This is a genomic window from Vibrio sp. sp1 (assembly GCF_016920955.1).
GTDB classification, from domain to species: Bacteria; Pseudomonadota; Gammaproteobacteria; order Enterobacterales; family Vibrionaceae; genus Vibrio; species Vibrio alginolyticus.
This window is the reverse complement of the sequence record NZ_CP060590.1, coordinates 884806-908965: the sequence shown is the minus strand read 5'-3', so window position 1 is coordinate 908965 and position 24160 is coordinate 884806. Positions and strand designations below refer to the sequence as shown.

25 protein-coding genes are annotated in these 24160 nt (G+C 43.9%); 10 read left to right on the top strand and 15 right to left on the bottom strand.

From position 1 onward, the window contains the following. Positions 1 to 3: 3 nt before the first annotated feature. Entirely contained in the window at positions 4 to 540 is a 537-nt protein-coding gene (locus tag H9L11_RS19560) for a hypothetical protein (protein WP_064376783.1), read from the bottom strand. Then, complete coding sequence (locus H9L11_RS19555; protein WP_240199949.1) at positions 530 to 1321, bottom strand: SURF1 family protein; 792 nt, start codon at positions 1319 to 1321, stop codon at positions 530 to 532. Before H9L11_RS19555 ends, H9L11_RS19560 begins: the two co-directional genes overlap by 11 nt. On the opposite strand from H9L11_RS19555, the gene H9L11_RS19550 reads away from it, so the two are divergent. Then, complete coding sequence (locus tag H9L11_RS19550) at positions 1320 to 1556, top strand: DUF2909 domain-containing protein (protein WP_005375504.1); 237 nt, start codon at positions 1320 to 1322, stop codon at positions 1554 to 1556. The genes H9L11_RS19555 and H9L11_RS19550 overlap by 2 nt on opposite strands. Positions 1557 to 1580: 24 nt before the next feature. Here the strand turns inward: H9L11_RS19550 and H9L11_RS19545 are convergent, their stop codons facing one another. Genes H9L11_RS19545 through coxB form a run of 4 tightly spaced genes read right to left on the bottom strand, consistent with a single transcriptional unit; the run spans position 1581 to position 5868 of the window. After that, the gene (locus H9L11_RS19545) at positions 1581 to 2465 is read right to left on the bottom strand and encodes a cytochrome c oxidase subunit 3 (RefSeq protein WP_176311624.1); all 885 of its coding nucleotides are present in this window, start codon (positions 2463 to 2465) and stop codon (positions 1581 to 1583) included. A 51-nt stretch (positions 2466 to 2516) separates the two neighbouring features. Next, the gene (locus tag H9L11_RS19540) at positions 2517 to 3056 is read right to left on the bottom strand and encodes a cytochrome c oxidase assembly protein (protein WP_017821600.1); all 540 of its coding nucleotides are present in this window, start codon (positions 3054 to 3056) and stop codon (positions 2517 to 2519) included. Positions 3057 to 3076: 20 nt separating this feature from the next. Continuing rightward, a complete protein-coding gene (ctaD, locus tag H9L11_RS19535) occupies positions 3077 to 4708 on the bottom strand; it encodes a cytochrome c oxidase subunit I (protein WP_017821601.1) in 1632 nt (543 codons plus the stop codon). Beyond that, a complete protein-coding gene (coxB, locus tag H9L11_RS19530) occupies positions 4705 to 5868 on the bottom strand; it encodes a cytochrome c oxidase subunit II (RefSeq protein WP_053350487.1) in 1164 nt (387 codons plus the stop codon). The genes ctaD and coxB overlap by 4 nt, the downstream gene beginning before the upstream one ends. Positions 5869 to 6198: 330 nt before the next feature. Between coxB and H9L11_RS19525 the strand changes: the two genes are divergently transcribed. Beyond that, positions 6199 to 7893, top strand: a complete 1695-nt coding sequence (locus H9L11_RS19525) for a phospho-sugar mutase (RefSeq protein ID WP_064369155.1) — start codon at positions 6199 to 6201, stop codon at positions 7891 to 7893. A gap of 98 nt (positions 7894 to 7991) precedes the next feature. Here H9L11_RS19525 and H9L11_RS19520 read toward each other — a convergent pair whose 3' ends face one another. Together H9L11_RS19520 and H9L11_RS19515 are read right to left on the bottom strand one after the other, a co-directional pair. After that, complete coding sequence (locus tag H9L11_RS19520; RefSeq protein ID WP_064369154.1) at positions 7992 to 8414, bottom strand: GNAT family N-acetyltransferase; 423 nt, start codon at positions 8412 to 8414, stop codon at positions 7992 to 7994. 79 nt (positions 8415 to 8493) lie between these two features. Then, positions 8494 to 9126 carry a LysE family translocator gene (locus H9L11_RS19515; protein ID WP_205391416.1) on the bottom strand — a complete coding sequence of 211 codons (633 nt, stop codon included), beginning with the start codon at positions 9124 to 9126 and terminating at the stop codon, positions 8494 to 8496. Between the two features lie 229 nt (positions 9127 to 9355). Between H9L11_RS19515 and H9L11_RS19510 the strand changes: the two genes are divergently transcribed. The 3 genes from H9L11_RS19510 (at position 9356) to H9L11_RS19500 (ending at position 11284) form a co-directional block, all read left to right on the top strand. Further along, on the top strand, positions 9356 to 10183 hold the full coding sequence (locus tag H9L11_RS19510) for an AraC family transcriptional regulator (RefSeq protein ID WP_005385198.1): 828 nt from the start codon (positions 9356 to 9358) through the stop codon (positions 10181 to 10183). A gap of 79 nt (positions 10184 to 10262) precedes the next feature. Then, on the top strand, positions 10263 to 10973 hold the full coding sequence (locus H9L11_RS19505) for an AzlC family ABC transporter permease (protein ID WP_005375526.1): 711 nt from the start codon (positions 10263 to 10265) through the stop codon (positions 10971 to 10973). After that, positions 10973 to 11284 (top strand): AzlD domain-containing protein, encoded by a 312-nt coding sequence (locus H9L11_RS19500; RefSeq protein ID WP_005375528.1) that lies wholly within the window; start codon positions 10973 to 10975, stop codon positions 11282 to 11284. Before H9L11_RS19505 ends, H9L11_RS19500 begins: the two co-directional genes overlap by 1 nt. On the opposite strand, the gene H9L11_RS19495 is transcribed toward H9L11_RS19500, so the two are convergent. Together H9L11_RS19495 and H9L11_RS19490 are read right to left on the bottom strand one after the other, a co-directional pair. Continuing rightward, a complete protein-coding gene (locus H9L11_RS19495) occupies positions 11281 to 11895 on the bottom strand; it encodes a fumarylacetoacetate hydrolase family protein (RefSeq protein WP_017635857.1) in 615 nt (204 codons plus the stop codon). The two genes, H9L11_RS19500 and H9L11_RS19495, sit on opposite strands and share 4 nt — an antisense overlap. Positions 11896 to 12115: 220 nt before the next feature. Continuing rightward, positions 12116 to 13174 carry a porin gene (locus H9L11_RS19490; RefSeq protein ID WP_033906817.1) on the bottom strand — a complete coding sequence of 353 codons (1059 nt, stop codon included), beginning with the start codon at positions 13172 to 13174 and terminating at the stop codon, positions 12116 to 12118. Positions 13175 to 13783: 609 nt separating this feature from the next. On the opposite strand from H9L11_RS19490, the gene H9L11_RS19485 reads away from it, so the two are divergent. From H9L11_RS19485 to H9L11_RS19475, 3 genes are all read left to right on the top strand, one after another. Continuing rightward, on the top strand, positions 13784 to 14755 hold the full coding sequence (locus H9L11_RS19485; RefSeq protein WP_005375535.1) for a porin: 972 nt from the start codon (positions 13784 to 13786) through the stop codon (positions 14753 to 14755). 464 nt (positions 14756 to 15219) lie between these two features. Continuing rightward, positions 15220 to 16077: a DMT family transporter gene (locus tag H9L11_RS19480; protein ID WP_005375542.1), complete on the top strand. Its 858-nt coding sequence runs from the start codon at positions 15220 to 15222 to the stop codon at positions 16075 to 16077. 43 nt (positions 16078 to 16120) lie between these two features. Beyond that, positions 16121 to 16735, top strand: coding sequence for a glutaredoxin (locus H9L11_RS19475; protein ID WP_005385185.1), 615 nt, complete (start codon positions 16121 to 16123; stop codon positions 16733 to 16735). A 127-nt stretch (positions 16736 to 16862) separates the two neighbouring features. On the opposite strand, the gene H9L11_RS23655 is transcribed toward H9L11_RS19475, so the two are convergent. From H9L11_RS23655 to H9L11_RS19465, 3 genes are all read right to left on the bottom strand, one after another. Next, positions 16863 to 16997, bottom strand: a complete 135-nt coding sequence (locus H9L11_RS23655; protein ID WP_017635854.1) for a hypothetical protein — start codon at positions 16995 to 16997, stop codon at positions 16863 to 16865. 133 nt (positions 16998 to 17130) lie between these two features. Next, positions 17131 to 17478: a hypothetical protein gene (locus tag H9L11_RS19470; RefSeq protein ID WP_005375501.1), complete on the bottom strand. Its 348-nt coding sequence runs from the start codon at positions 17476 to 17478 to the stop codon at positions 17131 to 17133. A gap of 176 nt (positions 17479 to 17654) precedes the next feature. Beyond that, a complete protein-coding gene (locus H9L11_RS19465) occupies positions 17655 to 18848 on the bottom strand; it encodes a multidrug effflux MFS transporter (RefSeq protein ID WP_017821607.1) in 1194 nt (397 codons plus the stop codon). Positions 18849 to 18953: 105 nt separating this feature from the next. Here H9L11_RS19465 and H9L11_RS19460 point away from each other — a divergent pair, with 105 nt between their 5' ends. Then, complete coding sequence (locus H9L11_RS19460; protein ID WP_017635852.1) at positions 18954 to 19841, top strand: LysR family transcriptional regulator; 888 nt, start codon at positions 18954 to 18956, stop codon at positions 19839 to 19841. Between the two features lie 183 nt (positions 19842 to 20024). Then, the gene (locus H9L11_RS19455; protein WP_205391415.1) at positions 20025 to 21845 is read left to right on the top strand and encodes a GGDEF domain-containing phosphodiesterase; all 1821 of its coding nucleotides are present in this window, start codon (positions 20025 to 20027) and stop codon (positions 21843 to 21845) included. A 106-nt stretch (positions 21846 to 21951) separates the two neighbouring features. Here the strand turns inward: H9L11_RS19455 and H9L11_RS19450 are convergent, their stop codons facing one another. Beyond that, positions 21952 to 23235 carry a peptidoglycan DD-metalloendopeptidase family protein gene (locus tag H9L11_RS19450; protein ID WP_025768471.1) on the bottom strand — a complete coding sequence of 428 codons (1284 nt, stop codon included), beginning with the start codon at positions 23233 to 23235 and terminating at the stop codon, positions 21952 to 21954. 124 nt (positions 23236 to 23359) lie between these two features. Further along, entirely contained in the window at positions 23360 to 23989 is a 630-nt protein-coding gene (locus H9L11_RS19445; RefSeq protein ID WP_170890029.1) for a hypothetical protein, read from the bottom strand. Positions 23990 to 24160 lie beyond the last annotated feature (171 nt).

Genomic DNA, 24160 nt, shown 5'->3' with positions numbered 1-24160 from the left:
CCTCTAACCGACTCGTGACAGTTTTAAGAGCTTGCGTAAGTCCGCCAACATACCTTTATTCAATAGGACTAAGTCCTCATTTGGTTTCGGCGAGTAAGACATCACCAGTTGCCCAAGAGGATCAACGATCAATATTTGCCCAGGTTTCACTTTAGCGGTAACCAATTCATTCATTTGCATCGCTAACATCGATACTTCCATGGGTTCTGAATGCTCAGTCTGCCAAACGACTGGCACTACTCGCTCTTGATACTTACCTAAAGCAACATGGCTTTGCTGAAGCAGGTAAAGCTGCTGTTTACACTGTTCAGTGCATTCGTTAGGCAATACATAAGCGAGTTGCCAACCATGGTCTTTGAGAGGTGACTCTTGACCAAGCTGCTCTAACGTCGTATATGGTTCGACTAACTCGCCTCTATTGGTCACTCCGCTTTGATACCACCCTTGTGTGAGAATGACTTTTGCAATGACAGCGGGAAGCGCGAACGTACAAACCAGCGCAATCAACATTAGTCGTCCTTTGGTTACTTTAGATGTCATGCTTCACCTCCATGTGACGCAACTTTTTTTGCCAACGAACAAAAACAATTAAAGTCAGTATTAAGAAAACACCTGCCATCGAAAACCATTGAATCGAATAGCCAAAATGTTTGGCACTATTGAGTGGCAATGGATTCCAAGGAAAGTCATAGGGCCAACGAGTTAAATTGTCTGGCTGCAAGACTGCGGGCATAAGTTCAATATTCAGTAGCTGATTCAATTGCGCGATGTTTAGGTTTTGCACGCGAATAACATCGCCAACTTCCGGCATTAACTCTGAACTCAGTGGATTAGTAGATTTTCGGTACAGGCGTCCTGTGATGAAAGTCGAATTATCGAGTTTGGTGACCGTTGGTAACACTGAGCGTTCTGCTCTTCCCTCGACAAAACCAAGCTCCAATAACGCATAGGCACTAGGCTCATCGATCGTCAATACAATCTGAAATGCTAAATATCCCACACTGCCTTGATGCGTTTGGTTGTCTAACAAAATTACGGGAAACGCCTGAGGAACAACATTAACTTCCACTTTTTTCCCGAGGATACTTTCCTCTCGCCAGTCGTTGTCTTCAAGAACGACGCTTAGTGCTCGGTACGCACTATCCGCACGCGCGAGAATGGCTTGTTCCAATGCTTGTTTTTCTTGCCCTCTCTCAAACTGCCAAAAACCCAGTTTGACCAAAAGAGAAAACACAACCACAGTTAAACCAACTGCAACCCAAAACCGTTTCGATAGCCATAATTGTCTTGATAACAACAATGATGAAACCGGAGGTGCCATGTCCACCGTATTTCTATTCAAACTGACGCTTGTCCTTTTGCTGCTTTTCATTATCTTCAACCTCGCAAAAGCGCTTATCGAAATGGTTCGTGAAGACCCAGATAATCCTGAAAAAAGAGACAAACCCATGAGTCATTACTTAGGCCGTCGAGTCATGTTCTCCGCTTTGGTGGTCGTCCTTTTGCTTATTGCGCTCAGCTCGGGTTGGCTAGCACCAAACCCTCGCCCTTATTAGTCGAACCAAGAGTTCACACTGAGCCTAAAGTACGTAAACAAACACAAACAGACATAACCAAACCACATCCACGAAATGCCAATACCAGCTGCCCGCTTGAAAGGCAAAATGGTTCTTTGGCGAAAAGTGATCTTTAGCGATTCTGAACAGCAGCACGATCAAGAAGATAGTCCCAAGACAAACGTGTAAACCGTGGAACCCCGTCAACATGAAGAACGTGTTACCGTAAATACCGGACTGCAACGTGAGCCCTATGTCTTGATAAGCATGAACATACTCAACCGCTTGGTAATATAGGAAAAAGCCAGCAAGCACGATGGTTATCTCTAACCAAACAATCAGTGCCGTTCTTTTGTCTTGCTCAAGGCTTATATGCGCCATATGTAGCGTAATAGACGACAATAGCAGAAAGATAGTATTGGTAAGGGGTATGCCCTGCCACGGCATAGCTTGTGTTGTTTCTCCTCCCGGCGTCAGTGTGAGTGGCCACATCGCTTCGAAGGTTGGCCACAGGACTTCGTTGGTCATGAAGTTATTATCTGCCCCACCTAACCAAGGCACAGAAATCATTCTGGCGTAAAACAAGGCACCAAAAAAGGCACCAAAAAACATCACTTCAGAAAAGATAAACCAGCTCATTCCTTGGCGAAAAGAACGAGTAATTTGCGAGCTGTATTTTCCACTCAGTGATTCAGTAATCACATTACTAAACCAACCAGCCAACATGTAAAGCAAGAACAAGAAGCCCACCGCTAGCACAATGCCACCAATGGTTCCCACTGCACCGTCACTTTGTGTCCCCTGGACGGTCATGCCTGCGCCAACAGCAACCAAAAACAGAGCAAATGCACCGATGATCGGCCAGCTACTTTGAGCGGGAACATAATATGTTCCTGGCTTGTTACTCATAATTTCTCTCCTTACTGACCAACCTTGGTCTGTATCTCTCTCCCTGAGTGGCTAAGAGCCTGTAGGAGGGGGAAGTTTATAGAGTGTGTAAGACAGCGTTAACGTGTGTATAGACTCCGGCAAGTCCGGTTCGATATAAAAAATCAACGGCATTTGAGCTTGCTGTTTACCATCCAGAGGCTGCTGGTTAAAACAAAAACACTCAATCTTATTGAAGTAAGCAGCTCCAGTCCCGGGAGAAACAGAAGGAACGGCTTGCCCCACCAACTTCTGCCCGCTTTCATTAAATGCAAGGTATTCAGTTTGCACAACTTCACCTGGGTGAACATCCATCGAAATCACTTTGGGTCTAAACTCCCAAGGCATATCTGGGCTTACATGCGCCATAAACTCCACGCGAATAGTTCGGCTCATGTCCGGCTGCATACCTGTCGGTTGAATAGCGGCCACTTCACTTGTCTTTCCATTGATTCCCAATGCGTCGCACATCACGTCATAAAGTGGGACCAGTGCATAGCCGAAGCCAAACATTAACAGGGTCGCCAAAAGTAACTTCACTGTGAGCTTCTTGTTTGATGGATTCGGTTTCATGTCACTCCCCCCACTCTTTGCTAGTCAATCTCAGGCGGAGTAGTAAACGTATGATGTGGCGCAGGGCTTGGCACTGTCCACTCTAAGCCCTCCGCACGTTCCCACGGTTTTGCAGAAGCCTTTTCCCCGCCACGAATACACTTGATCACCAACCATAAGAAGATCAGTTGTGACAACCCAAATGCAAACCCACCAATTGATACTATTTGATTAACATCAGCAAACTGAATGGCGTAATCCGGTATGCGTCTTGGCATGCCCGCTAAGCCTAGGAAGTGCATTGGGAAAAACAGGACATTGACGGAAATAATTGAGCACCAGAAATGCCATAAACTCAGCTTGTGGTCGTACATATTACCCGTCCACTTAGGTAGCCAGTAGTATGCCGCTGCCATGATCGAGAATACCGCACCAGATACCAACACATAATGGAAATGGGCAACTACGAAGTAAGTGTCATGATATTGGAAGTCCGCCGGCACAATCGCCAACATCAGTCCCGAGAAGCCACCAATGGTAAAAAGCACAATAAAGGCAATGGCAAACAACATTGGCGTTTCAAATGTCAGAGCTCCACGCCACATGGTGGCAACCCAGTTAAAGACTTTCACCCCCGTTGGTACCGCAATCAGCATAGTGCAATACATGAAGAAGAGCTCAGCAAAAACTGGCATCCCCGTGGTAAACATGTGGTGCGCCCACACAAGGAAAGATAACAATGCAATGCTGCACGTCGCGTAAACCATCGAATGATAACCAAACAGCTTCTTACCACTGAAAGCAGGCAGAATGGCGGAGATGATTCCAAACGACGGTAAAATCATGATGTACACTTCTGGGTGACCAAAGAACCAAAAGATGTGTTGGAACATTACCGGGTCACCACCACCAGCTGCGTCAAAGAAGCTAGTCCCGAAATATTTGTCAGTAAGAACCATGGTCACCGCACCTGCTAGTACCGGCATAACCGCGATCAACAAGAAAGCGGTGATTAGCCAAGTCCAAACAAACATTGGTAACTTGAACCAAGTCATTCCCGGAGCTCGCATATTTACGATCGTCACGATAACGTTGATCGCGCCCATAATGGAGCTGATACCCATGATATGAACAGAGAATACAAACAGCGCAGTGCTATCCGGGCCATAAGTCGTGGACAGCGGAGCATAAAACGTCCAACCAAAATCAGGACCGCCACCAGGTAAAAACAACGAGCTCAACAAAATAAGAAATGCAAAAGGTAAGATCCAAAAGCTCAAGTTGTTCATACGCGGCAGCGCCATATCTGGAGCGCCGATCATCATCGGGATCATCCAGTTAGCAAGACCCGTAAATGCTGGCATCACCGCACCAAATACCATTACTAAACCGTGTACCGTGGTCATTTGATTAAAAAACTGCGGATCGACTAGCTGTAGCCCTGGCTGGAACAGTTCGGCACGAATGATCATAGCCATCGCACCACCTGTTAGAAACATCGCAAAGCTAAACCAAAGGTAGAGGGTGCCTATGTCTTTATGGCTTGTAGAATACAACCAACGAGTGATGCCCTGGGGTGCATGATGCTCGTGACCATCATCAATCGCAATGGTACTGTTCGCACTGGCTTCTGCTGGCGCAGACTTCACTGCCTTATCTATTGGCTTACTCATATTTCCTCCTTAGCACTGTCTTGTGCCTTAAAGGCATTCACATCGGATGCTTGCACTGTATCGCCAGTATCGTTGCCCCATGCATTTCGTTGATATGTGATAACCGCGCCAATTTCTTTGTCACTTAACTGATTAGAAAAAGCCTGCATTGCGGTGCCCGGGCGACCGTTGACAATAATATCTATGTGCTCTGTAACATCTCCGGTTGCAATAGGACTGCCTTTAATCGCGGGAAATGCACCCGGAATCCCCTCACCATTTGCCTGATGACACACAGCGCAACGCGCCGTGTATATCGATTCGCCTTGCGACATCAATTCGTCCATAGATAAGTCTTGAGAGAGCGCTTCTTGTGCCGCCGCTTTTTGAAGTGCGAGTTCTTCCTTCTTACTCGCTAGCCATTCATCGAACTTTTCTTCTTCCATCGCATGCACCACCACTGGCATAAATCCGTGTGCACGACCACATAGCTCCGCACATTGGCCGCGATATACGCCTGGCTCATCAATTCTTGTCCATGCTTCATTAATAAAACCTGGAATGGTGTCTTTCTTGACGGCAAAGTCCGGTACCCACCAAGAGTGAATAACATCATCAGAAGTCATCAAAAAACGCACTTTGCGATTCACAGGCAACACCAAAGGGTTGTCTACTTCCAGTAAGTAATGCGCGCCTTTAGCTTCGATTCCATCAATTTGTTTTTGGCTGGTGGCAAGCAAACTAAAAAACTCAACATCTTCACCAAAATAGCTGTAATGCCATTTCCATTGTGAGCCTGTGATCTTGACCGTGATATCCGATTGGCTTGTGTCTTCCATTGCTACTAGAGTTTTTGTTGCGGGAATCGCCATAGCGACAAGAATGATGATGGGTATGACCGTCCAAATAATTTCCACTTTTGTGCTTTCATGGAAATGTGCTGCAACTGCTCCTTTTGACTTGCGATGACGGAAGATGGAATAGAACATCACACCAAAAACAATCAAAGCAATTACACAGCAGATATAGAAAATCAGCATATGTAATTCATACACTTGCCCACTTATCTCTGTGACCCCTTTTGTCATGTTGTAGTCATTTTCCTTTGACCAACCAAAAGAGGAAAATGTGATTAAAATCACATTCAGTGATAAGGCTAGAGTAGTCGTTAATCTTTTCAAAAGATCTCTCCTCTGCTCAGCCGCTACGCCTACGCGAGCTTCCTTGCGTCCCGATGCAAATATCGAACAACTTTACGAAAAATCACAAAAACTACGATTTCGACACGGTTTGTTATATTTATGTTAAAAGGCTAGTTATAGTTCCAAGGTTCTTCAAGAAATTAAATATGATTAAATTTTGTTCGGATAAGAAAAATTAATTCGGTTTATCGATTGCCCTCTTTGAAATGTAATTGAGAACCATTTACATTGATTTAAAAGAAAACATTGAGATACTTACCAAACGAAGTGTCCAAGAAAGTAGGCTCCCCCTACTAAGGAATGACTGATATGACAGCACTAATTACGCAATGGCTAGAACGAGACCCTGATCCTAAGACTCGTGAAGAGCTACAACACCTCGTCGATACGAACAATGAACAAGAACTTACTGATCGCTTTGGCTCACGCCTTGCCTTTGGTACTGCAGGCTTACGTGGCAAAGTGGGCGCAGGTCCAAACCGAATGAACCGCTTGGTGATTCAAGAGACCGCCACTGGTTTAGGAAACTATTTGCTTGAGCAAGTCAAAGATGCCGCGAGTCGTGGTGTCGTTATTGGCTACGACGGTCGTCCCGATTCAAAACAATTCGCGCATGATACCGCATCCGTACTGACGGCCCTTGGTATCAAGGTTTACCTAACGTATGACGTTGCAGCAACCCCAATTGTTGCGTTTGGTGTCCGTACATTGAATGCTGCGGCCGCTGTTGTTGTTACTGCCAGCCACAATCCACCAGAATACAATGGCTTCAAAGTATATTGGGAAAATGGCGCACAGATTATTCCTCCACACGACTCTGGAATCGCAGCGAAAATTGATGACGCAACAACGAAGCCATTACCTTTAATGTCTCTCGATGATGCAAAACAGCACGGTTTGTTAGTTTGGTTGGAAGACGACTACTACCAAACTTACCGTAAGACAATGAATGAAAACGCGCTGCTTACTCCTGACAACAATACCGATATATCTATTGCTTACACCGCAATGCATGGCGTTGGCGCGAATATGGCGGAAACGCTACTTGTCGACGCAGGCTTCCAAAAAGTGGCAAGTGTTAAGGAACAGCGCGAACCTGACGGAAGCTTCCCAACCGTCAACTTCCCAAACCCTGAAGAAGCCGGTGCAATGGATATGGTGATGGCATTAGGTAAGTCCGTAGATGCAGATATCGCTTGCGCTAACGATCCAGATGCAGACCGTTTTGCCGTGGCAGTTAAACGCCCAGATGGCGAGTATCAGATGTTAACCGGCGACCAAGTGGGCTCACTATTTGGCGATTACTTGCTGGAACAGCAACCTAACGCTTTGGTTGGCAACACCATCGTATCCTCAAGAATGCTGAGCAGCATCGCTAAGGCGCATGGCGCACAATACTATCAAACATTAACTGGCTTTAAATGGCTTACTAATGTTGCCATGGAACAAGAGACAGAAGTCAACCCATTCTTGTTTGCTTATGAGGAAGCGCTCGGTTATACCGTGGGTAACAAGGTGTGGGATAAAGATGGTTTATCTGCAATCGTCGCGTTTTCACAGCTAACAGGCAAGCTTAAAGCGCAAGGCAAAACACTGTGGGATAAACTGGAAGAGCTGTACCGCGAGCACGGTTTCTACTTCAACGCGCAACGCAGCATCGCTCTCGACCCGAACTCTCCACCAATCGGCGACAAACTCCGAGCCAATCCACCAACAGAGATTGCTGGTAAAAAAGTTGCAGTAACCGAAGATCTAAAAACATCGGTTCGCATGTTTGACGACGGCTCTGAAGAATCCATTGACTTACCAGCAAGTGACGTATTGATTTATCACCTAGAAGATCAATCTCGCGTGATTGTTCGTCCTTCTGGTACTGAGCCAAAACTAAAATGTTACTACGAAGTCATCAACCTCTTCCCTGCGGATATGAGCTATGAACAAGCACAGCAAGCAGCAGAAGCGAAGATGAACGAACTTATCGACGCGCACCAGCAAAGTTTGTAAGTCAAAGAGAAACATAGATATTTGATACAACAAGAGGCGCAAATTCGCGCCTCTTTTTTGATTTTCACTAGAACAAGTCAAGCTAACCCGTGCTTTCCCTAGCCTACAATTTCCTTTTGTAGAAAGTACTTGTGGATGCCCTCTGCAGGATAGCCTGAGTACTGCCCCACTTTCTCAAAACCCAATTTGAGATAGAACTCAAGAGCTTGAAAGCTGTAGGTATCCAAATAAACATGGGTAACCCCATGAGGCTTTACTTTTTGTTCTAGCATCGACATTAATTGACTACCGAGACCAGAGGTTCGACTTTCAGCGTCTACCCACAAAAACTCAACAAACACCGTATTTTTAAACATTTCGCCAGTCAAGCCACCCATGATCTTGCCATTCTCATCTTTTGCGAAACAGCCTACAGCATGCACTTCCCCTTCAGGTAAATGCAGTCGGTTATGAGATCGAATACCTTCACGAACAAAATCAAGGTCTGTTTGATCTGGATTTAAACAAAATTCAAGCTTCATATATCCTCTCCTTAGGAAACACCAATATCCTAAAACAAAAAGCCAGCAATTGCTGGCTTTCTAATGGAATATGATAACTTTACAAGGCGACACTACTCAGCATCCACAACGCCAGAATAACAAACACTAACCCCATTAGTTTATGTTGATACGTGCGGAATTTTTCGTTCTCGAGCAGCCCTTTGCCCAATGTGCCTGCTAACCCAACAAGTAATAAATTGAATGACAAGCCAAGAACGTTCAACAATAACCCTAGCGCTAGCATCTGCTCACCGGAAGATGCAGTGATATTGCTTGAGACAAACTGCGGCAAAAACATCACAAAAAAGACCAAGGCTTTAGGGTTAAGCAAATTACTCATCAAAGCACGCTGATAATAAGTTGATGCCATTTTGTTTTGACCATCAAGCTCTGGAGCCGAAGATGCCTCAGCTCGTAAGCAGTCCCAACCCATTTTTAACAAGTAAGCGCCACCTAATAGATGAAGGACTTTAAGGGCTATTGGGCTCATGGCAATCAGGGTAGATACGCCCATCGCAGCAAGCAAAGTAAGAATAACACCAGACGTCGCATTGCCTAAGCTAGCAAAAAGACCGACCTTCTTACCGTAACTCATACTTGAGCTCGCTATCAGCAACATATCAGGCCCTGGTAAGAGCAATAAGGCGACAACTGCGGTGAGATAAACAGGAAGTACAGATAAATCAATCATGATGGAACCGCTTTTCTACAACAAGGCGGCGAATGTTATACCAACAAAATGACATCATCCAGCCCAAAATAGCCAAGATAATTCAAAAAATAAAAATCATAGTTTGCCCATATGAAAAATTGCAATCAATTCGCCTGTTTATCAAAATCGAATAGCAATTTTGTACAAAAATAAGCACGATGGATCCGTTACACTTCTAAAATGATTTTCTTGAGCAGACCGGATAAAGATGAAAGAAAAGAATAAGGAAATCGCTACCTTCAAGATAGCTCAAGAGCTCGGAGGTTTAGAGCTTCTCGATGCAAAGTATGAGAAGCAGAATTTTTCACGCCATAGCCACGAAGGTTACACTATTGGTGTCATCGAAAAAGGGGCACAACAATTTTTTAGGACGGGCGGGAATCATATCGCGCCACAGGACAGCATCATCCTTGTTAATGCAGATGAAGTACACAACGGGCATTCAGCCTCGGAAGGCGGTTGGGAATACAAAGCAATGTACCCTGTACCTCAGCAGTTTCAAACTTTAGGACAAGAGCTTGGTTCACCAAATGTAGCTCTGCCCTATTTCCCTCAACCTGTGGTTTACGATCCTGAGCTGGCTAGTCAGTTACGATTGGTATTTGAAACACTAGAAAAATCAGACAACCGTTTATTGAGAGAAACTTTGGTTTACGGCACGTTGATCAAGCTAGCCAGTAAACACAGCACTCATCGGGCACCACTGAAAGAGTCAACCAGAGCTCAGCGACAAGTGCAGCTCGTCAGAGAATTTTTGGAAGACTTTCCACAAACGGACGTCTCACTAGAAGAACTCGCCAAACTGTCTGGATTAAGCCCTTTTCATCTGCTGAGAGAGTTTCAAAAGCAATTTGGCTTTCCGCCTCATGCCTATCAAATTCAGCAACGTTTACGTATGGCGAAGAAGCTACTAAAAATGGGACAAAAAATTTCAGACGTGGCACAAGAATGCGGCTTCCATGATCAAAGCCATCTGCATCGACACTTTAAAAAAGCCATGGGCGTCACTCCCGGCCAATACGTCCGTCACAGCTAAAGCAGCAATATTGTACAAGGCGTTATGCGACTACCGAGCTATCTTGGTAATCTGATTTAGGAATAAATAAGAAGAAACTATGGACCACACTTTGCCGTTACAAAAAGAATCAAAAGCCACGCTATTTTGGCAAGGTACACTTGCGATGATGCCTCTGAGTATCGCAGTGCTCCCTTGGGGCTTACTCGCAGGCTCATTCGCAATTGATACTGGGCTTCACCCTTTGGAAGGACAAGCACTATCCGCCATTCTGTTCGCAGGTTCTGCACAGCTCGTCGCGATGGGTATGATTAAAACGGGAGCAGGTCTAGTGACCATGTTACTGACAACGTTTTTTATCACCTCTCGACACTTCCTCTACAGTGTATCGATGCGCAGTAAAATTGCACCGCTCCCTCTAAAATGGCGATTATCACTCGGCTTCTTACTTACTGACGAGCTGTTTGCGATTGTAGGCCACCATTCCGATAAACAATTTAATCGCTGGTATGCACTTGGGGCTGGTCTGAGTTTTTACCTGTTTTGGAATGTCGCGACATTGACGGGCATTATTGCGGGAAGTCTAATCCCTGAACTGAACGAAATGGGTTTGGAATTTGCTGTGGCCGCAACTTTTATCGCGATAGTAGTACCCACCATTAAAAATGCAGCGGTGCTCGCGAGTGTTATTGTGGCTTTGGTGAGCTCAGTTGCCCTAACCTATTATCAAATTGAGGGAAGTTTGATGATTTCAAGCATTTTAGCCATGCTTACTGGTTACTTTGTGGAACAAGTAAAGGAGAAACGCTAATGATCATGTTGGCTATTTTACTGATGACGGTACTTGTTTTCACCAGCCGCTACTTGTTTTTAGAACCCAAGCTACCATTGCGATTAGGGACGCGCACTCAAAAAGTACTCAATTACGCTAGCCCAGCAGTACTGACTGCGATCTGGGCACCTATCGTTTTCATTCCAGATGGGGAGCTCAGCGTCAATGTGCAAAACCCATTTTTACTGGCTGCCATACTGGCTGCTTTAATCGCGTATTTTACTAAAAATGTTCTTTTAACGACGGTTATCAGTATGGTGGTATTTCTCGTTCTACGAATTTGGCTTTAATCCGCCAACCACTCAATCTCCAACAAGGTGACATCGCCACACTTTAATCGACCAAGGAAGATGTCACCTTCATGTACCTCACCAACGCCCTTTGGTGTACCGGTCATCACTACATCGCCATCTTGAAGTGTTGTGTAACTGGTTAATTCATCCAGGATAGTTAGCGGCGGATAGAGCATTTGGTTAACGTGACCTTTTTGTACACGAACACAGTTGATTAAGAGCTCAAGGTTAAGATCATTGATATCAATGTTATCCAAAGAGACAAACCGACTAAACACAGCAGAGCCATCAAATGCCTTAGCTCGCTCCCACGGCAACCCCTGATTTTTAAGCGAGGATTGCAAACCACGCTTGGTCAGATCCAATCCCAAACCAACCGCTGAATAACGTCCATCCTTGATCAAAAAGCAGATTTCAGCCTCATAATGAAGGGGCTCTTGATGGAATGAACGCAGAGTTGTTGATACGGAAGTTGCGGGTTTATTAAATACCACCATTTGCTCAGGCATTGCATTATTAAGCTCATGAATATGTTCAACGTAATTTCGTCCAACACAAAGCACTTTACCCACTTCTACTTTCTTTTCTTCAACTTGAATAACACTCATCATTCTTCCCTGCAAAACAAAAATCCCATCATAATCTAACCTATTGACTTAACGACACTAAATAGCAACCTCTAGTGTAAAAAATAAGACATTCACCCCGTTTTGAGTTTTGTATCATCTAATTGAAACAGCAAAGTATTTGTAAAACAAATAGACAAAAAAGCCAGCACGAGGCTGGCTTTAGATCAATGAGCTGAATAATAGTTCTCGCTAAATCCTATTATAGGTAGTAACGAGCACCTAACGCCCATTTGTCATCAGTTTCACGACCATTGTCGTCATTTAGGTCAAACTGGTAACCCGCGTAACCAACAAATTTAGGCGTGAAGTTGTATTCTGCTTGTAGTGCCATTTCTTCACGAGCAGTTTCTGTTTTAGAGCTCTTAAACTCTTTACCTTCCACCATCTCATAGTTAACACTCAAGTTTAGGCTGTTTGCTAGAGCGTATGCGATGATCGCTTCGTACGCATCACTTTCTTCTAAACGGTCGCCTTTTGCACTGAAGTTCATGTTTTCGTTTGAACCATAAACCGCAGCAAGGAATAGGCCTTGGCCGTACGCACCGTAAGATGCTGATACAACGTGTGATTCCGCCGTGTGCTTACCTGCATATGCAGGGTGCTGGAAATCGCCGCCATTGTAAGAGTAACCGATTTTAGCGCCCATGATTGAGTAAGAAAGCGCAGCTTGCACACGGTCATCGTATTTAGCACCGCCAGTTATAACTCCAGCATCGTTGCGCGTGTAATCATCGTTTGCACCCTGCCAACCAAGACCAAAGTTGATCACACCAGCTTCACCCAGCTCGATGGCATTACGGTAAGAAAGCATTTTATCCGCACGGCCAGTACCAAGGCTTCCATGATCGTCATAGATGAAGTCGTTGGCAAACGCGATTGGCATATCTGCAATACCTGCGACATCGTAGTAAGGTGACCATTGCGTACCACCTACTGCACGACCATAAACCTCATGCGTTATACCTAAGTAACCTAGACGAGTTTTAAACGACTCTTCACCACCGTCTAAGTAGTTTAGCGCCCATTCACCACGTGCGTCTGCGGTGAAGCCATTACCCAAATCCTGTGTCGCAGAGATATTGATACGAGGAGAGTTAGTACCCACATCCGTGTCACCTTGCTCTGATCCATTTAAATTAACAGAAACGTGGCCGCCCATCGAAAATGTTGTGCCATCGTTATTATATAGTTCCACTGCAACTGCTTGAGTACCGAAAGTTGCTGCCGCGATTGCCGCTGCTAATAATTTTTTATTCATTTCTAAATCCATTACTTATTAGTTGGTTAGTCAGTTTTAGACCCGGCTTTGGTTCACTTTCGTAAAAACAAAATGATGAACAAAGAGAGGAATACAAAGGCTATCCGAGGCATCGTTTCCACCAGATTAGTTTTACCTTTGTGTAACAACTGCCAACACTTTATTTGATTAGTTCCTGACAACCGAGTGAAAAGATCTCAGACAAAACCTAAAAAGCAATCGTTTACTTAGCCTTCAAGAAATCGAGAAATAAAAACCTTACAATAAGAAATGCTTTAGAGAGAGTTAGCTCACAAATAGCTGATGATTCGCTATTTTTAGGCCAAACTTCCCTGCCAAATTGAAATGTTTACTTACATTTAGGGTCAAGAAACAATTCAGGAACTTTTTGAAAAAAACACAGTCTTCAACGGAGAGGAAAAAACCTCAAAAAAGATAAACCTTTCTTTTTATAAGTGGTATGAGAAGGGGCACTTATTCTCGCCAGCAATAAAAGTGCAATCAAATCATAACTTAACAGAAATCTATCTTTCATTTTCAGCCTTTACCTTAGCGTCATCAACACATCGGGCAAGAAAGCCCATCGATTACAACTAGGGTAATAAGAAAATGAAAAAGGCAGCACTAACTACTGCAATTCTTACAGCATTGGTATCAGCACCATCATTCGCAGCAACTGTATACAAAAACGACGGTACTGAATTAAAAGTTGGCGGCCGCGTTGAGTTTCGTGGTGACTTCATCGGTTCAGACGGTGCTGAAGTTGAAGGTTCTATGGAAGATAAAAGCCGTGCTCGTCTTAACCTAAAAGGTAAAACAGACATCGGCAACGGCCTTTCTGCTTTCGGTGTTTACGAAGCCGAACAAAAAACGGGCAAGAGTGAATTCAAAAACCGCTACATGTATGCAGGCGTCGACTCTGATATCGGTGCTTTCTCTGTAGGTCGTCAAGACATGGCTGCAGTCATCATCTCTGACATGACGGATATCACTGAATTCTCTGGTGTTCAGCAAGTTATTGATTCGTCGTCTGATAAGCAAGACAGCGTTTTCGCATACCGTGGTGCGTTTGATGCACTACAACTTCAAGCAACCTACCAAGCAAACTCTAGCGATAACGAAGATAAATACGGCATCTCTGGAATGTACTCACTACCAATGGGCCTCGACTTTGGTCTTGCATACTCTGGTGGCGATGTAGATAAAGATAACTCTGAAGATCAAATTCTAGGTGGTATCGCTTACTCGATGGACAACCTTTACCTAGCAGGTACTTATTCTCAAGGTTCCCTGACTGACTCTGAAGACTTTACGGCTTACGAGCTAGTCGCAAGCTACAAAGTAGCAAGCAAAGTGACGCTTGCAGCTCTATACACAGCTCAAGAGAATGATCCAGACAACGGTTCAAAGTACGACACCGTTGAAGGTATCGAGCTTGTTGGTTACTACAAACTAAACAGCAACTTCCGTACTTACCTGTCTTACTACATCAACCAACTTGATGAAGCAAAAGATGCAACAACAGGTCTAGTAACAGAAGGCGAAGATACACTGCGCCTAGGCGTACGTTACGATTTCTAATTCACTCTTGTCCTAAGAGCGAGTCCACTTGGCCAGCACCTTTGCTGGCCATTTTTTATGTAACCCAACACAACTCGATAAGTTTTCACACTATCGAAGCATCGCTCAGCAATGAAAAACGACCGTAACGACGCCTACTTCTGCCCTCTTTTAATGCGATTGCTCACTAAGTTAGTGCGTTTGATCTAATCGACAACATAGAAAAACCAAAAAAACATTTAAAATCAAACAGATAAAAGTTGGCACGTGTTCTGCAATATTATTTATGCAAATGCATGGCAGCGTTTGTGCTTCTCGTTCTTTGTACCTGTTATAACAGGCACGTCCTTTGAATTGGTAATGTCGCCTCCCTCTGGGAGGCATTTTTTTATTGGCGCGAAAAACAATAGGACGTATGATCCCGCCACCTCTATCAAACTGGAATTTTTCAATTGAATCATCATCCTGTTCAAGGTGCGTCCTGGATGCTAACAGCTGGCTTGGCATTCGCCATAGTGAACAGCTTCGCCCAAATTGCTAGCATCAACTTTGGTGTCTCTTCCACCACATTTGCGTTATTCCAATATGCAATCGCCTTATTTGTTATTCTGCCCTACCTACGTACACTTGGGATTAGACGTTCTTTAAGAACCCAACACTTTGGCTGGCATGCATTCCGCATTTTTCTCTCTGTTATCGGGATTCAACTTTGGTTATGGGCTCTCGCTTACCCAGTTCCAATTTGGCAAGGTATTGCACTTCTCATGACCTCCCCGTTATTTGCCACAGTTGGTTCTGGCTTGTTACTCAAAGAGAAAGTAGGTACTGCACGCTGGTTAGCGACATTGACGGGGTTTGTTGGTGCCATGATCATTCTTGAGCCTTGGGCAGACTCATTTACATGGGCGACCCTGCTCCCTGTTGGCGCCGCATTTTTCTGGGCAGCGTATTCATTAATGGTTAAAAAAATGTCGGTAAACGATCCGCCATCAACCATGGTTGTCTATTTATTGCTGCTGATAACACCATTTAATATCTTGTTAGCGATACCGACGTTTACTATGCCAGATACGTGGACGATATGGGGTGTGCTTTTAGCCGCAGGTGCACTTACAGCACTCGCTCAATGGGCTATCGTTAAAGCATATGCAGTAGCAGACGCCTCATTTGTGCAACCATTTGATCACGCCAAACTGCCTTTGAATGTTGTTGCTGGTTGGTTGGTGTTTGGTTGGGTGCCACCTGGTCGTTTATGGTTAGGTGCTGCGATTATTATTGCATCTATTGCGTTTATTACGCATTGGGAAGCGAAAAAGACAAAGTTAGTTGAAAGAAAAATCTAATTTAAAAGTTCTATATTTTCAGGAAAGGAAATGAGGAACCCATATGAGTCAACCAATCAAAATTACACTGTATCGCTGGGCTGGTAGTTGGGGCCCATTCAAAGTCAATATTCCTTGTGGTGAATGTACATTAACCAAAGATATTTTAAAGGATACTTTTGAAAACGAACTAGCCGATGTGCCCGTTGAACTTGAAGTAAAAGATTGGTTATCGCACTGGTGGGAACCATTAAAAGCTGGTGCTTGGCATGCACCCATTCTTCTTGTCGAAGGGAAAGTTATCAGCCAAGGAGAAGCATTGAATCGGGGTGTGCTTGTACAGTCTGTTATTGCTGAGTGGGTAAAACGCGATGAGCTAAAAGGCAACATTGTTTATGGTAAAGCAACTTGCCCTTACTGTGTCAAAGCCAAACAATTACTTGACGAGGCTGGCGTTCAGTATGAGTACCATGATGTAGTTAAAGACAGCGCCGCCTTATACCGCATGATTCCTGAAGTAAAAGCCATCATTGGCGAAAAAACACCGGTAACAGTGCCGCAAATTTGGTTAGATGGAAAATATATTGGAGGCGCTGACGATTTAGAAAAGTGGTTATCAGCAAAGGGGCTAGATAAAGTGCCTAACAATGTTGTGGAGATACCAAGCCAATCCGCGTAATTCTAGATTTAAATGTCATCAATCTTTGAGTAGCGTTTTGCCAATGTTGTGCAATATGTTGGCTACTTACTAACAACAAAACAGAGAAAAGCAAAAAGCCCTGATTTTTCAATCAGGGCTTTTTAAATTATTTCGCCAGTTTTTTAATAACACGAGCAAAAACAGAAGCTTTTTTCTTCTTCGCTTTACCGTAAAGCGCTTTGTGCATCGCGTCTTTTGCAATCATCTGGCCAATATAAGCACCACCAAGTTCGTTACCCATGACCTTCTCCTGAATGTATTGACTTAACTATGTAGTAATTTTACACCACAATTAGATAAAAACAAGACTCCAGTCACATTTATTTTGTAATTAACTTTCAGTTTGATTTTCGTGGATTTCTTGAAATGAGCGTCTATCGCTTAGGTTGTTGGTATGTTTTACCCGCTGCGACGTACGTATCTTTCTGTTTGATTTCAAAGAATGTTTCAAAGAACCACGCAGCAAACTTGATCAAGTGATCGCCTTCATTCATGACGTGCTCTACGTATTCTTGCTCTTCTCCGGATTCATCTTCTTGAGTGGTAATATGGTAAATACGTTTCTCACCATCAACTTCTGCAAGGCCAAACTGACCCGTTAGGGATTGCGCCGCTTGTGCAACTTCTTCTTCCTCACACGCCTTCAAGATTTCAAGTGCCTTTGGCATGCTTTCTTGCTGAGTAATTTCTTTTACCAGTGTTTCAAATTCGTTTTGTTGCATTCTTTCACCTAACGATTAGAGATCGGATAGCCATTGGGCAGAAATATATTCCAAGCTTGAGAGAAGTATCAAGGTTCGCCCTCTTCCTTTCAAACCAAGTCATTCAGTATACACAACAGGCCAGATTTAATTTAGCTGCGCATTTTAGAAAGCCGACCTTCTGGTTGCAAGTATATTCAGATGGAAGTTTCTGCTTGAACCGTCCCTTCTGGCACTTTACGAAATTGGCTTAGTACAAGAACAAAGCAAGAAAGTAACGCAATAAACAAATAAAACACCCCAAGCTGCTGCTGATTCGTAACCCATGAGTCTACTAAGTACCCACCAAACAAACCTGCTAAACACATTTGAATAGAACCAGATAGCGCAGAAACCGCGCCTGCCTGTTGCTTATGTGGTGAAAGTAGCAAACTGATCGAGACCGGGAATGACATTCCTTGAGCAAAACTTAAACACGTGAATGCCGTCAGCAATGAAAATACACTGAAGGGGGTAACCAACAACATGAAGCCTGCAACAGCAACAATCGCGAAACTCATCAGCAAGATTTGCTGAGCTTTGTAACGAGCATTGATCAAGTTCAGCACTAAGCTACCCGTCAGCAAACCAACTGATGGTATGATCATCAAAGAGCCGTAATCTGCCGCCGTTAATCCTAACTCTTGTTGCATTAAAAATGGATACAGGGAGAGCGTAACCAGAGCCGATAAATAACTAAGCCAGTTGTAGCTCGCACTACCAATCACTTGTGTATTCGTTAACAGACGCAAATAGTTCGCGCTTACTTCGCCTACTTTAAATTTTCTCTTCGGATAAGGCAGCGTTTCTGGCAGCACCAATAAACCAAGTGTAAAAATTGCCATTAAGTAAATCAGCACAAACACGAAGACAGCATGCCAACTCAGGTGAAAAGCAATCCAGCCACCAAACAGCGGAGCAATAATTGGCATCACTGAAGCAGTGACTGAAATATAAGATAGCGCTTTGGTTAATTGCATACCGTCATAACTATCACGCAGTACTGACCGACCAAGTACCGAAGCGCTGCCCGCTCCTAGGCCTTGCAGTAACCGTCCCGCTTCAAGGGCAACAATATTGTCCGAAAACGCGATGCAAATAACCGTACCAACTAGATATACACTTTGCCCCAGAATAAACACCGGCCGACGACCAATCGCATCAGACAATGGGCCGTAAAAAAGCTGAGAGATACCGAAGCCAACGAGAAATAGCGTGACGAGATTCTGAATCGAATGTTGCGGCAAATTCAAGTCATGACCAATCAATGGCAAAGAAGGAAGATAAATACTAACGCCAACTTGGCCTGTGGCAATGATCATCATAGCTAATAACAATGGTGTTTTACGCAAACGTTCCTCCTACTTTGTGACAGATTGATGGCAAACAGTGTATATTTGATACTCAAAGATGATAATCAGCTAAGTTGGAAAGGAATTAATTCCCAAGGAGATACAATGGACTGGATTCAAAGCGTGAAGAGTTATATTCGTGTGGTCGAAGAAGGTAGCTTTAATGCAGCAGCGCGGAAACTCAATACCACCAGCTCAGCTATCAGTAAGCGAGTTCAATGGCTAGAAGATAAAATTGGCGTTCAACTACTCAAACGTACAACCCGCTCAATTAGCCAAACTGAAGCTGGTGCTCTGTTTTATCAACGAGCAAAAAGTCAGCTTGATTCATGGCAATCGGTATTAGATGAGACTCGCTCAGTCAACCAATCACCAGCAGGGCTATTAAAAATTGGGGCAACGCTGGCCGTTGGTTCCAAGTTTCTAGTTCATTATCTTGATGATTTTCTTGAGAAATATCCAGACATCACACTTCAATTAACAACAACGCTACCAGGCCAATTGCCAGAGCTAAGCTTAGACCTGTTTATTAGCCGGGAATTAGAGCAACTGAACTCTCTAAGTTTCAAAGCCACTGCGCTTTTCGAACATAAAGCCCAGTTTTACGCCGCACCTAGTTACCTAAAGAAATATGGCACACCACAATGCGTTGAGGATCTGACAGAGCATAATGTCCTGATTTGGGGTGAAAAGCCCTCACGAGAAATCAAAACAAATCGAGGTAAGCGTATCAGCTTGTCCGGTAACTTTGCCACGACCAACCCAGAAGCGCTGTTTCATGGTGCCAAAAGAGGCATGGGTATTTTGATGACGAACAACGTCATGATCAAAGATGATCTCAAATCCGGCGCGTTAGTCCCTATCCTGCCCGATATCACAGCGGATAAAGCCACTGTATATGCCTACTATCCAAAGCTGGATTATCAGCATACCCGAACTAAGCTATTCCTCGATTATCTCAAATCACGATTAGAAGAGGAGAAGCGAGCCTAGCTTAGCGTTTTTATCGCTCTAGCTTTAAAAGGTTCAAGCATAAAAACATGAAAATAATGATTTGTTCGTTCACAAAATTTGAAAAATCTGCCTTAGTAACCGATAGTTTATTTGATGCATATCAAATAATAATTCGTCGTGTCTTACACGATATGTTAATAACAACGCTAGGTGAAATGCTCAATGGGTCAGGTACAAATCAGTTTCCACAAAATTGATGAGATATTGAAGCTAAACGGCACGGCTCAGCTAAACCGAGTCACGCTAGATATTCATCAACACTTGCAGAGCCATTGCACTTGCGTTGTAGAAGTTGCGCATCTTCAGCATTCGGCTCATACCATTTCCTTCGCCAGCAATGGAAAAATTACAGACAACCTAAGCTACCACCTTTCAGGCACCCCCTGTGAAAAAGTGGCGAAAGACATTGGCGAACATATTTTCTATCAAGACCAGGTATACAAGCGTTTTCCTGAAGATCAGATGTTTCAAGAAGATGGCATTCAAGCTTACATTGGCCTGCCATTGAAGACACAAAATGGCGAAGTTCTGGGAATTTTACTGTCTACCTTTACCCGAAGCATCTACGCGAAAGAAGCGCAAGATATCCTCGACTTCCACCGATTTTATGCCAATGTCATTATTCATAGCTTACGTGAAAAGTGGGTCAGTGAACGTTCAGATAAGCTTCTTAATCAGCTTAGCTATGAGGTATCGCATGATAACCTAACTGGACTGCTCAACCGTAGCTGTTTAGCTGATACCTTGGAGACATTAACGCAGCAGGCGACTCGCCCATTCAGTTTGGCGTATCTTGATATCGATAATTTCAAATCGATCAATGATATCAACGGAAACTATATCGGCGACCAAATCATTAAGTTCACAGCTAACGCCATTCAACAGAGCTTGTCGTCGCCAAACAATGCGTTCCGTGTTGCAGGAGATGAATTCGCCTTCATCACGTACGACGAAGATCCTGTCGCCGTGTGTCAGGAAGTACTCGACAAAATTGAAAGCGGCTACAGCGACAAATCTAACCGGATTTCTTTCACCGTTAGTATTGGTATTGCACGTGCCCCAGTACATATGTTGAACAGCGATGAGCTGATTTTGAATGCCAGTCTCGCTCTCAAAGATTGTAAAAAACACCGCGATACACGGATTCAGCATTACGACACACACCTTAGTGCGTTATACCACCGTAGGACGCAGCTTATTGAGGCAATGCGAATCCAACTAAGTACTGATATACAAGACAGCGATGAGTTGTATGTAGTGGTTCAACCGATCGTCGATATCACGAGCGACCGCTGGAATTACTTTGAAATTTTGACTCGTTGGAATAGCAATATCTATGGAAATATCTCTCCAGCGGAGTTCATTGAAGCTGCCGAACAATCAGGCCTGATTATCGAGTTAGGTGAACGGATTATTGAACTCGCGTGTATCGCAAAGCAAGAACTCGAAGCGAACCTAGGCTATAAAGTCAAACTCTCCATCAATTGCTCAGCGTATGAGTTGGTTGATTCCAACCGTTATATTAATCACTTAACCAACATGGTTGAAAAGTATCAGCACGAAGCAAAAGACTTTGTTATAGAGCTCACCGAGACCGTCTTACTCTCACAAAGTGGCCGTGAACAGATGGTACTTAACTCGTTGCGATACTTGGGTTTTAAAGTCGCACTGGATGATTTTGGTACGGGATACTCAAGCTTGAACTATATACACAATTATCCGATTGATAGCATCAAAATCGATGCTACCTTTGTGCAGAACATGCTCTCAAATACAACCTCTGAACAAGTAGTGTTTTTGATAGCGCAATTGGCAGAGCTGCTCGATGTGGATTTGATTGCCGAAGGCGTAGAAGACGATAGAGCACTACAAAAGTTAATTGAAATGGGCTGCCACTACATCCAAGGTTATTTTTACTCTCGTCCACACAGTGTTGAAGAAATCGTACACCTGATAAATGAACGTGAAGTGCGGAGTGCCTAACGTACTGAACAGACTGCTGTCATAGAATTCAAATCTAGTTAATGCACAAAGTAAAAGAGACCAAGCTATGCTTAGTCTCTTTTTGTTTTTTGAGCGAAGTACTTTATTACAGCACTGCTTTCTCTTTATCGCGTAATAGTCTATCCATTTCATCTCTGTTCGCGACAAAAGTAGCCATCTCTTTCTTAGGAACAGAACTCGCCATTGGGATATTTGCTCGCATAGCGTTAACTGGACGGCCGTATTCAATCAACTCATAGTGAAGGTGTGGCCCAGTCACTCGACCTGTTTTACCAGAAAGACCGATACGCTGGCCTCGAGAAACCTTTTGCCCTTTCTTCACCAAAATCTTACTTAGGTGTAAGTAACGGGTTTTGTATTTGCTGCCGTGCTCAACAACCACGTAGTTACCCGCATATGGGTGTTTACGAGTCATGATCACTGTACCATCACCAGTAGAAACGACTGGTGTACCGGTTGGTACAGCAAAGTCAGTGCCGTTGTGCGGCGCAACACGCCCCGTTACTGGATGTAAACGATTAGGATTGAAGCCAGAACTGATACGCCAACGACTACTTACAGGGTAACGCTGGAATGCGCGCTGTAAGCTTTCACCTTTGGCATTGTAGAATTGACCATCAGTATGAAGGTAAGCGGTGATCTCGCGGCCGCGATTATAAATCTTAATCGCCTCAATTTCGTTCTTACCTGTTGGTACACCATTGATGCTTTGTGAGCGGCGAACAACTTCAAATCGATCACCTGCACGAAGATCACGTCCAAAGTTAAGTTGTTCTTTGAGTAAGCTTACGACTTGACTCACTTCCGCCGACGTTAAACCTAAACGACTCGCAGAAGAAGAAAAACTGCCTTGAATAACGCCAACTAAAGGTTCTTGGCTCCACACGCCAGGAATGGAAATATCAGTAAAGTCATAGCTACCATCACTATTCAGCTTGTAGACCACTTTATCTGCAATAGAAAATTGCAGTTCCATTTTCGCTAACTCGCCTGTCGCATCATCACGCCAGAAACGGAGCGTATTGCCCGGCTTAAGTGTATCAAGTGCCAAGTAGTTCAAATCCGTTTCCATTACTTTCATTAACGAGCTGTAACCGAAACCGAGCTGACTAAAAATAGTGCTTAGGTTGTCACCTGCTTGGATTTGATATTCGAAGTTCGGGGGAGTGACAACTTCGGCAGTTGTCGCATCAAGAATTTTTTCAACGACCTGAGATTCAGGTAGGTTCAATGCGATGGTTTTGGTTAAAGATGACTCTTTGAGAGAGTGAGAAACACCAATCGCAACTAAAACTGGCAAGGAGTATAACAGCAGCGCTCTACGACTTGTCAGATTCGGCAACCGTCTTGTAATTTCATTTGTAGACACGGGAATTACTATCTCCTTTCAAACAAGGCTCATAGCTTATGCATTCCCGAATAAGAAATCACTAGGAAATTTCGAGATCTAGCGCAGAAAATACTGAATTTTTACAGAACTCAAAAAAAATTCATCACTGTTGCATATGTAAGTTATTCCCTACACGCTGTAATGTGGATGAATTGAATTGATTTGGCGTGTCTGCCATTGCTTGATCGTCACCGTGCGCTAAATATGAAAGCGTGATAGTTGTATCACTTTTCCATTCGAGCTGAGTAAATTTCACGCGGTCACCAACAAAAACACTGTCTAAAAGGACAACTCGGCTCGGCACGGGGTCAAACTTGAACAAGCCAACATAGTTAAACGAACCGCTACCTTGTGTCGTTACAATCATCGGTGCAACAACCCATGAAACACCTTCAATCTCACGCTGGCTAATCGACGCAGTTGGAACAAGTACCTGACCTTTTGTCGCACCTGCATCATAGTCACCGATCAAATAGCCGTTTTCTTTATCCCACTCATCAAGAAAAGTGACCGCACTTTGCTCGGGGACTTGGATCGTCCAAGGATTACGTGCAGTGATACCAAGCGTCTCTTGCACAATAACGTTAGTTTCTACTTCTGTTTGAGGAAACTTAGCCATGATCTCGTCATCAGACAAACTAAAACGATAAACACCTGCGATCACAACCACAACCAATAAAACGATTGGAATAAGTAGAATAAGTGGTATCGGCAGGATTTTTTTGTGAGTCATGAAGACTTCCTTGTTTCAAGGTATAAACGAAAAGCGAGTATACCATTGTATACCCAAATGATTTCACCTCTTCAAGTGTTTCAAAATTAAACTAAACTGATTGTATCCAAATAGTTTCAAGTCCAGAGCTAATAACGAGCCAGTGACACAAGCTCTGTGCTCTAGGTCTAT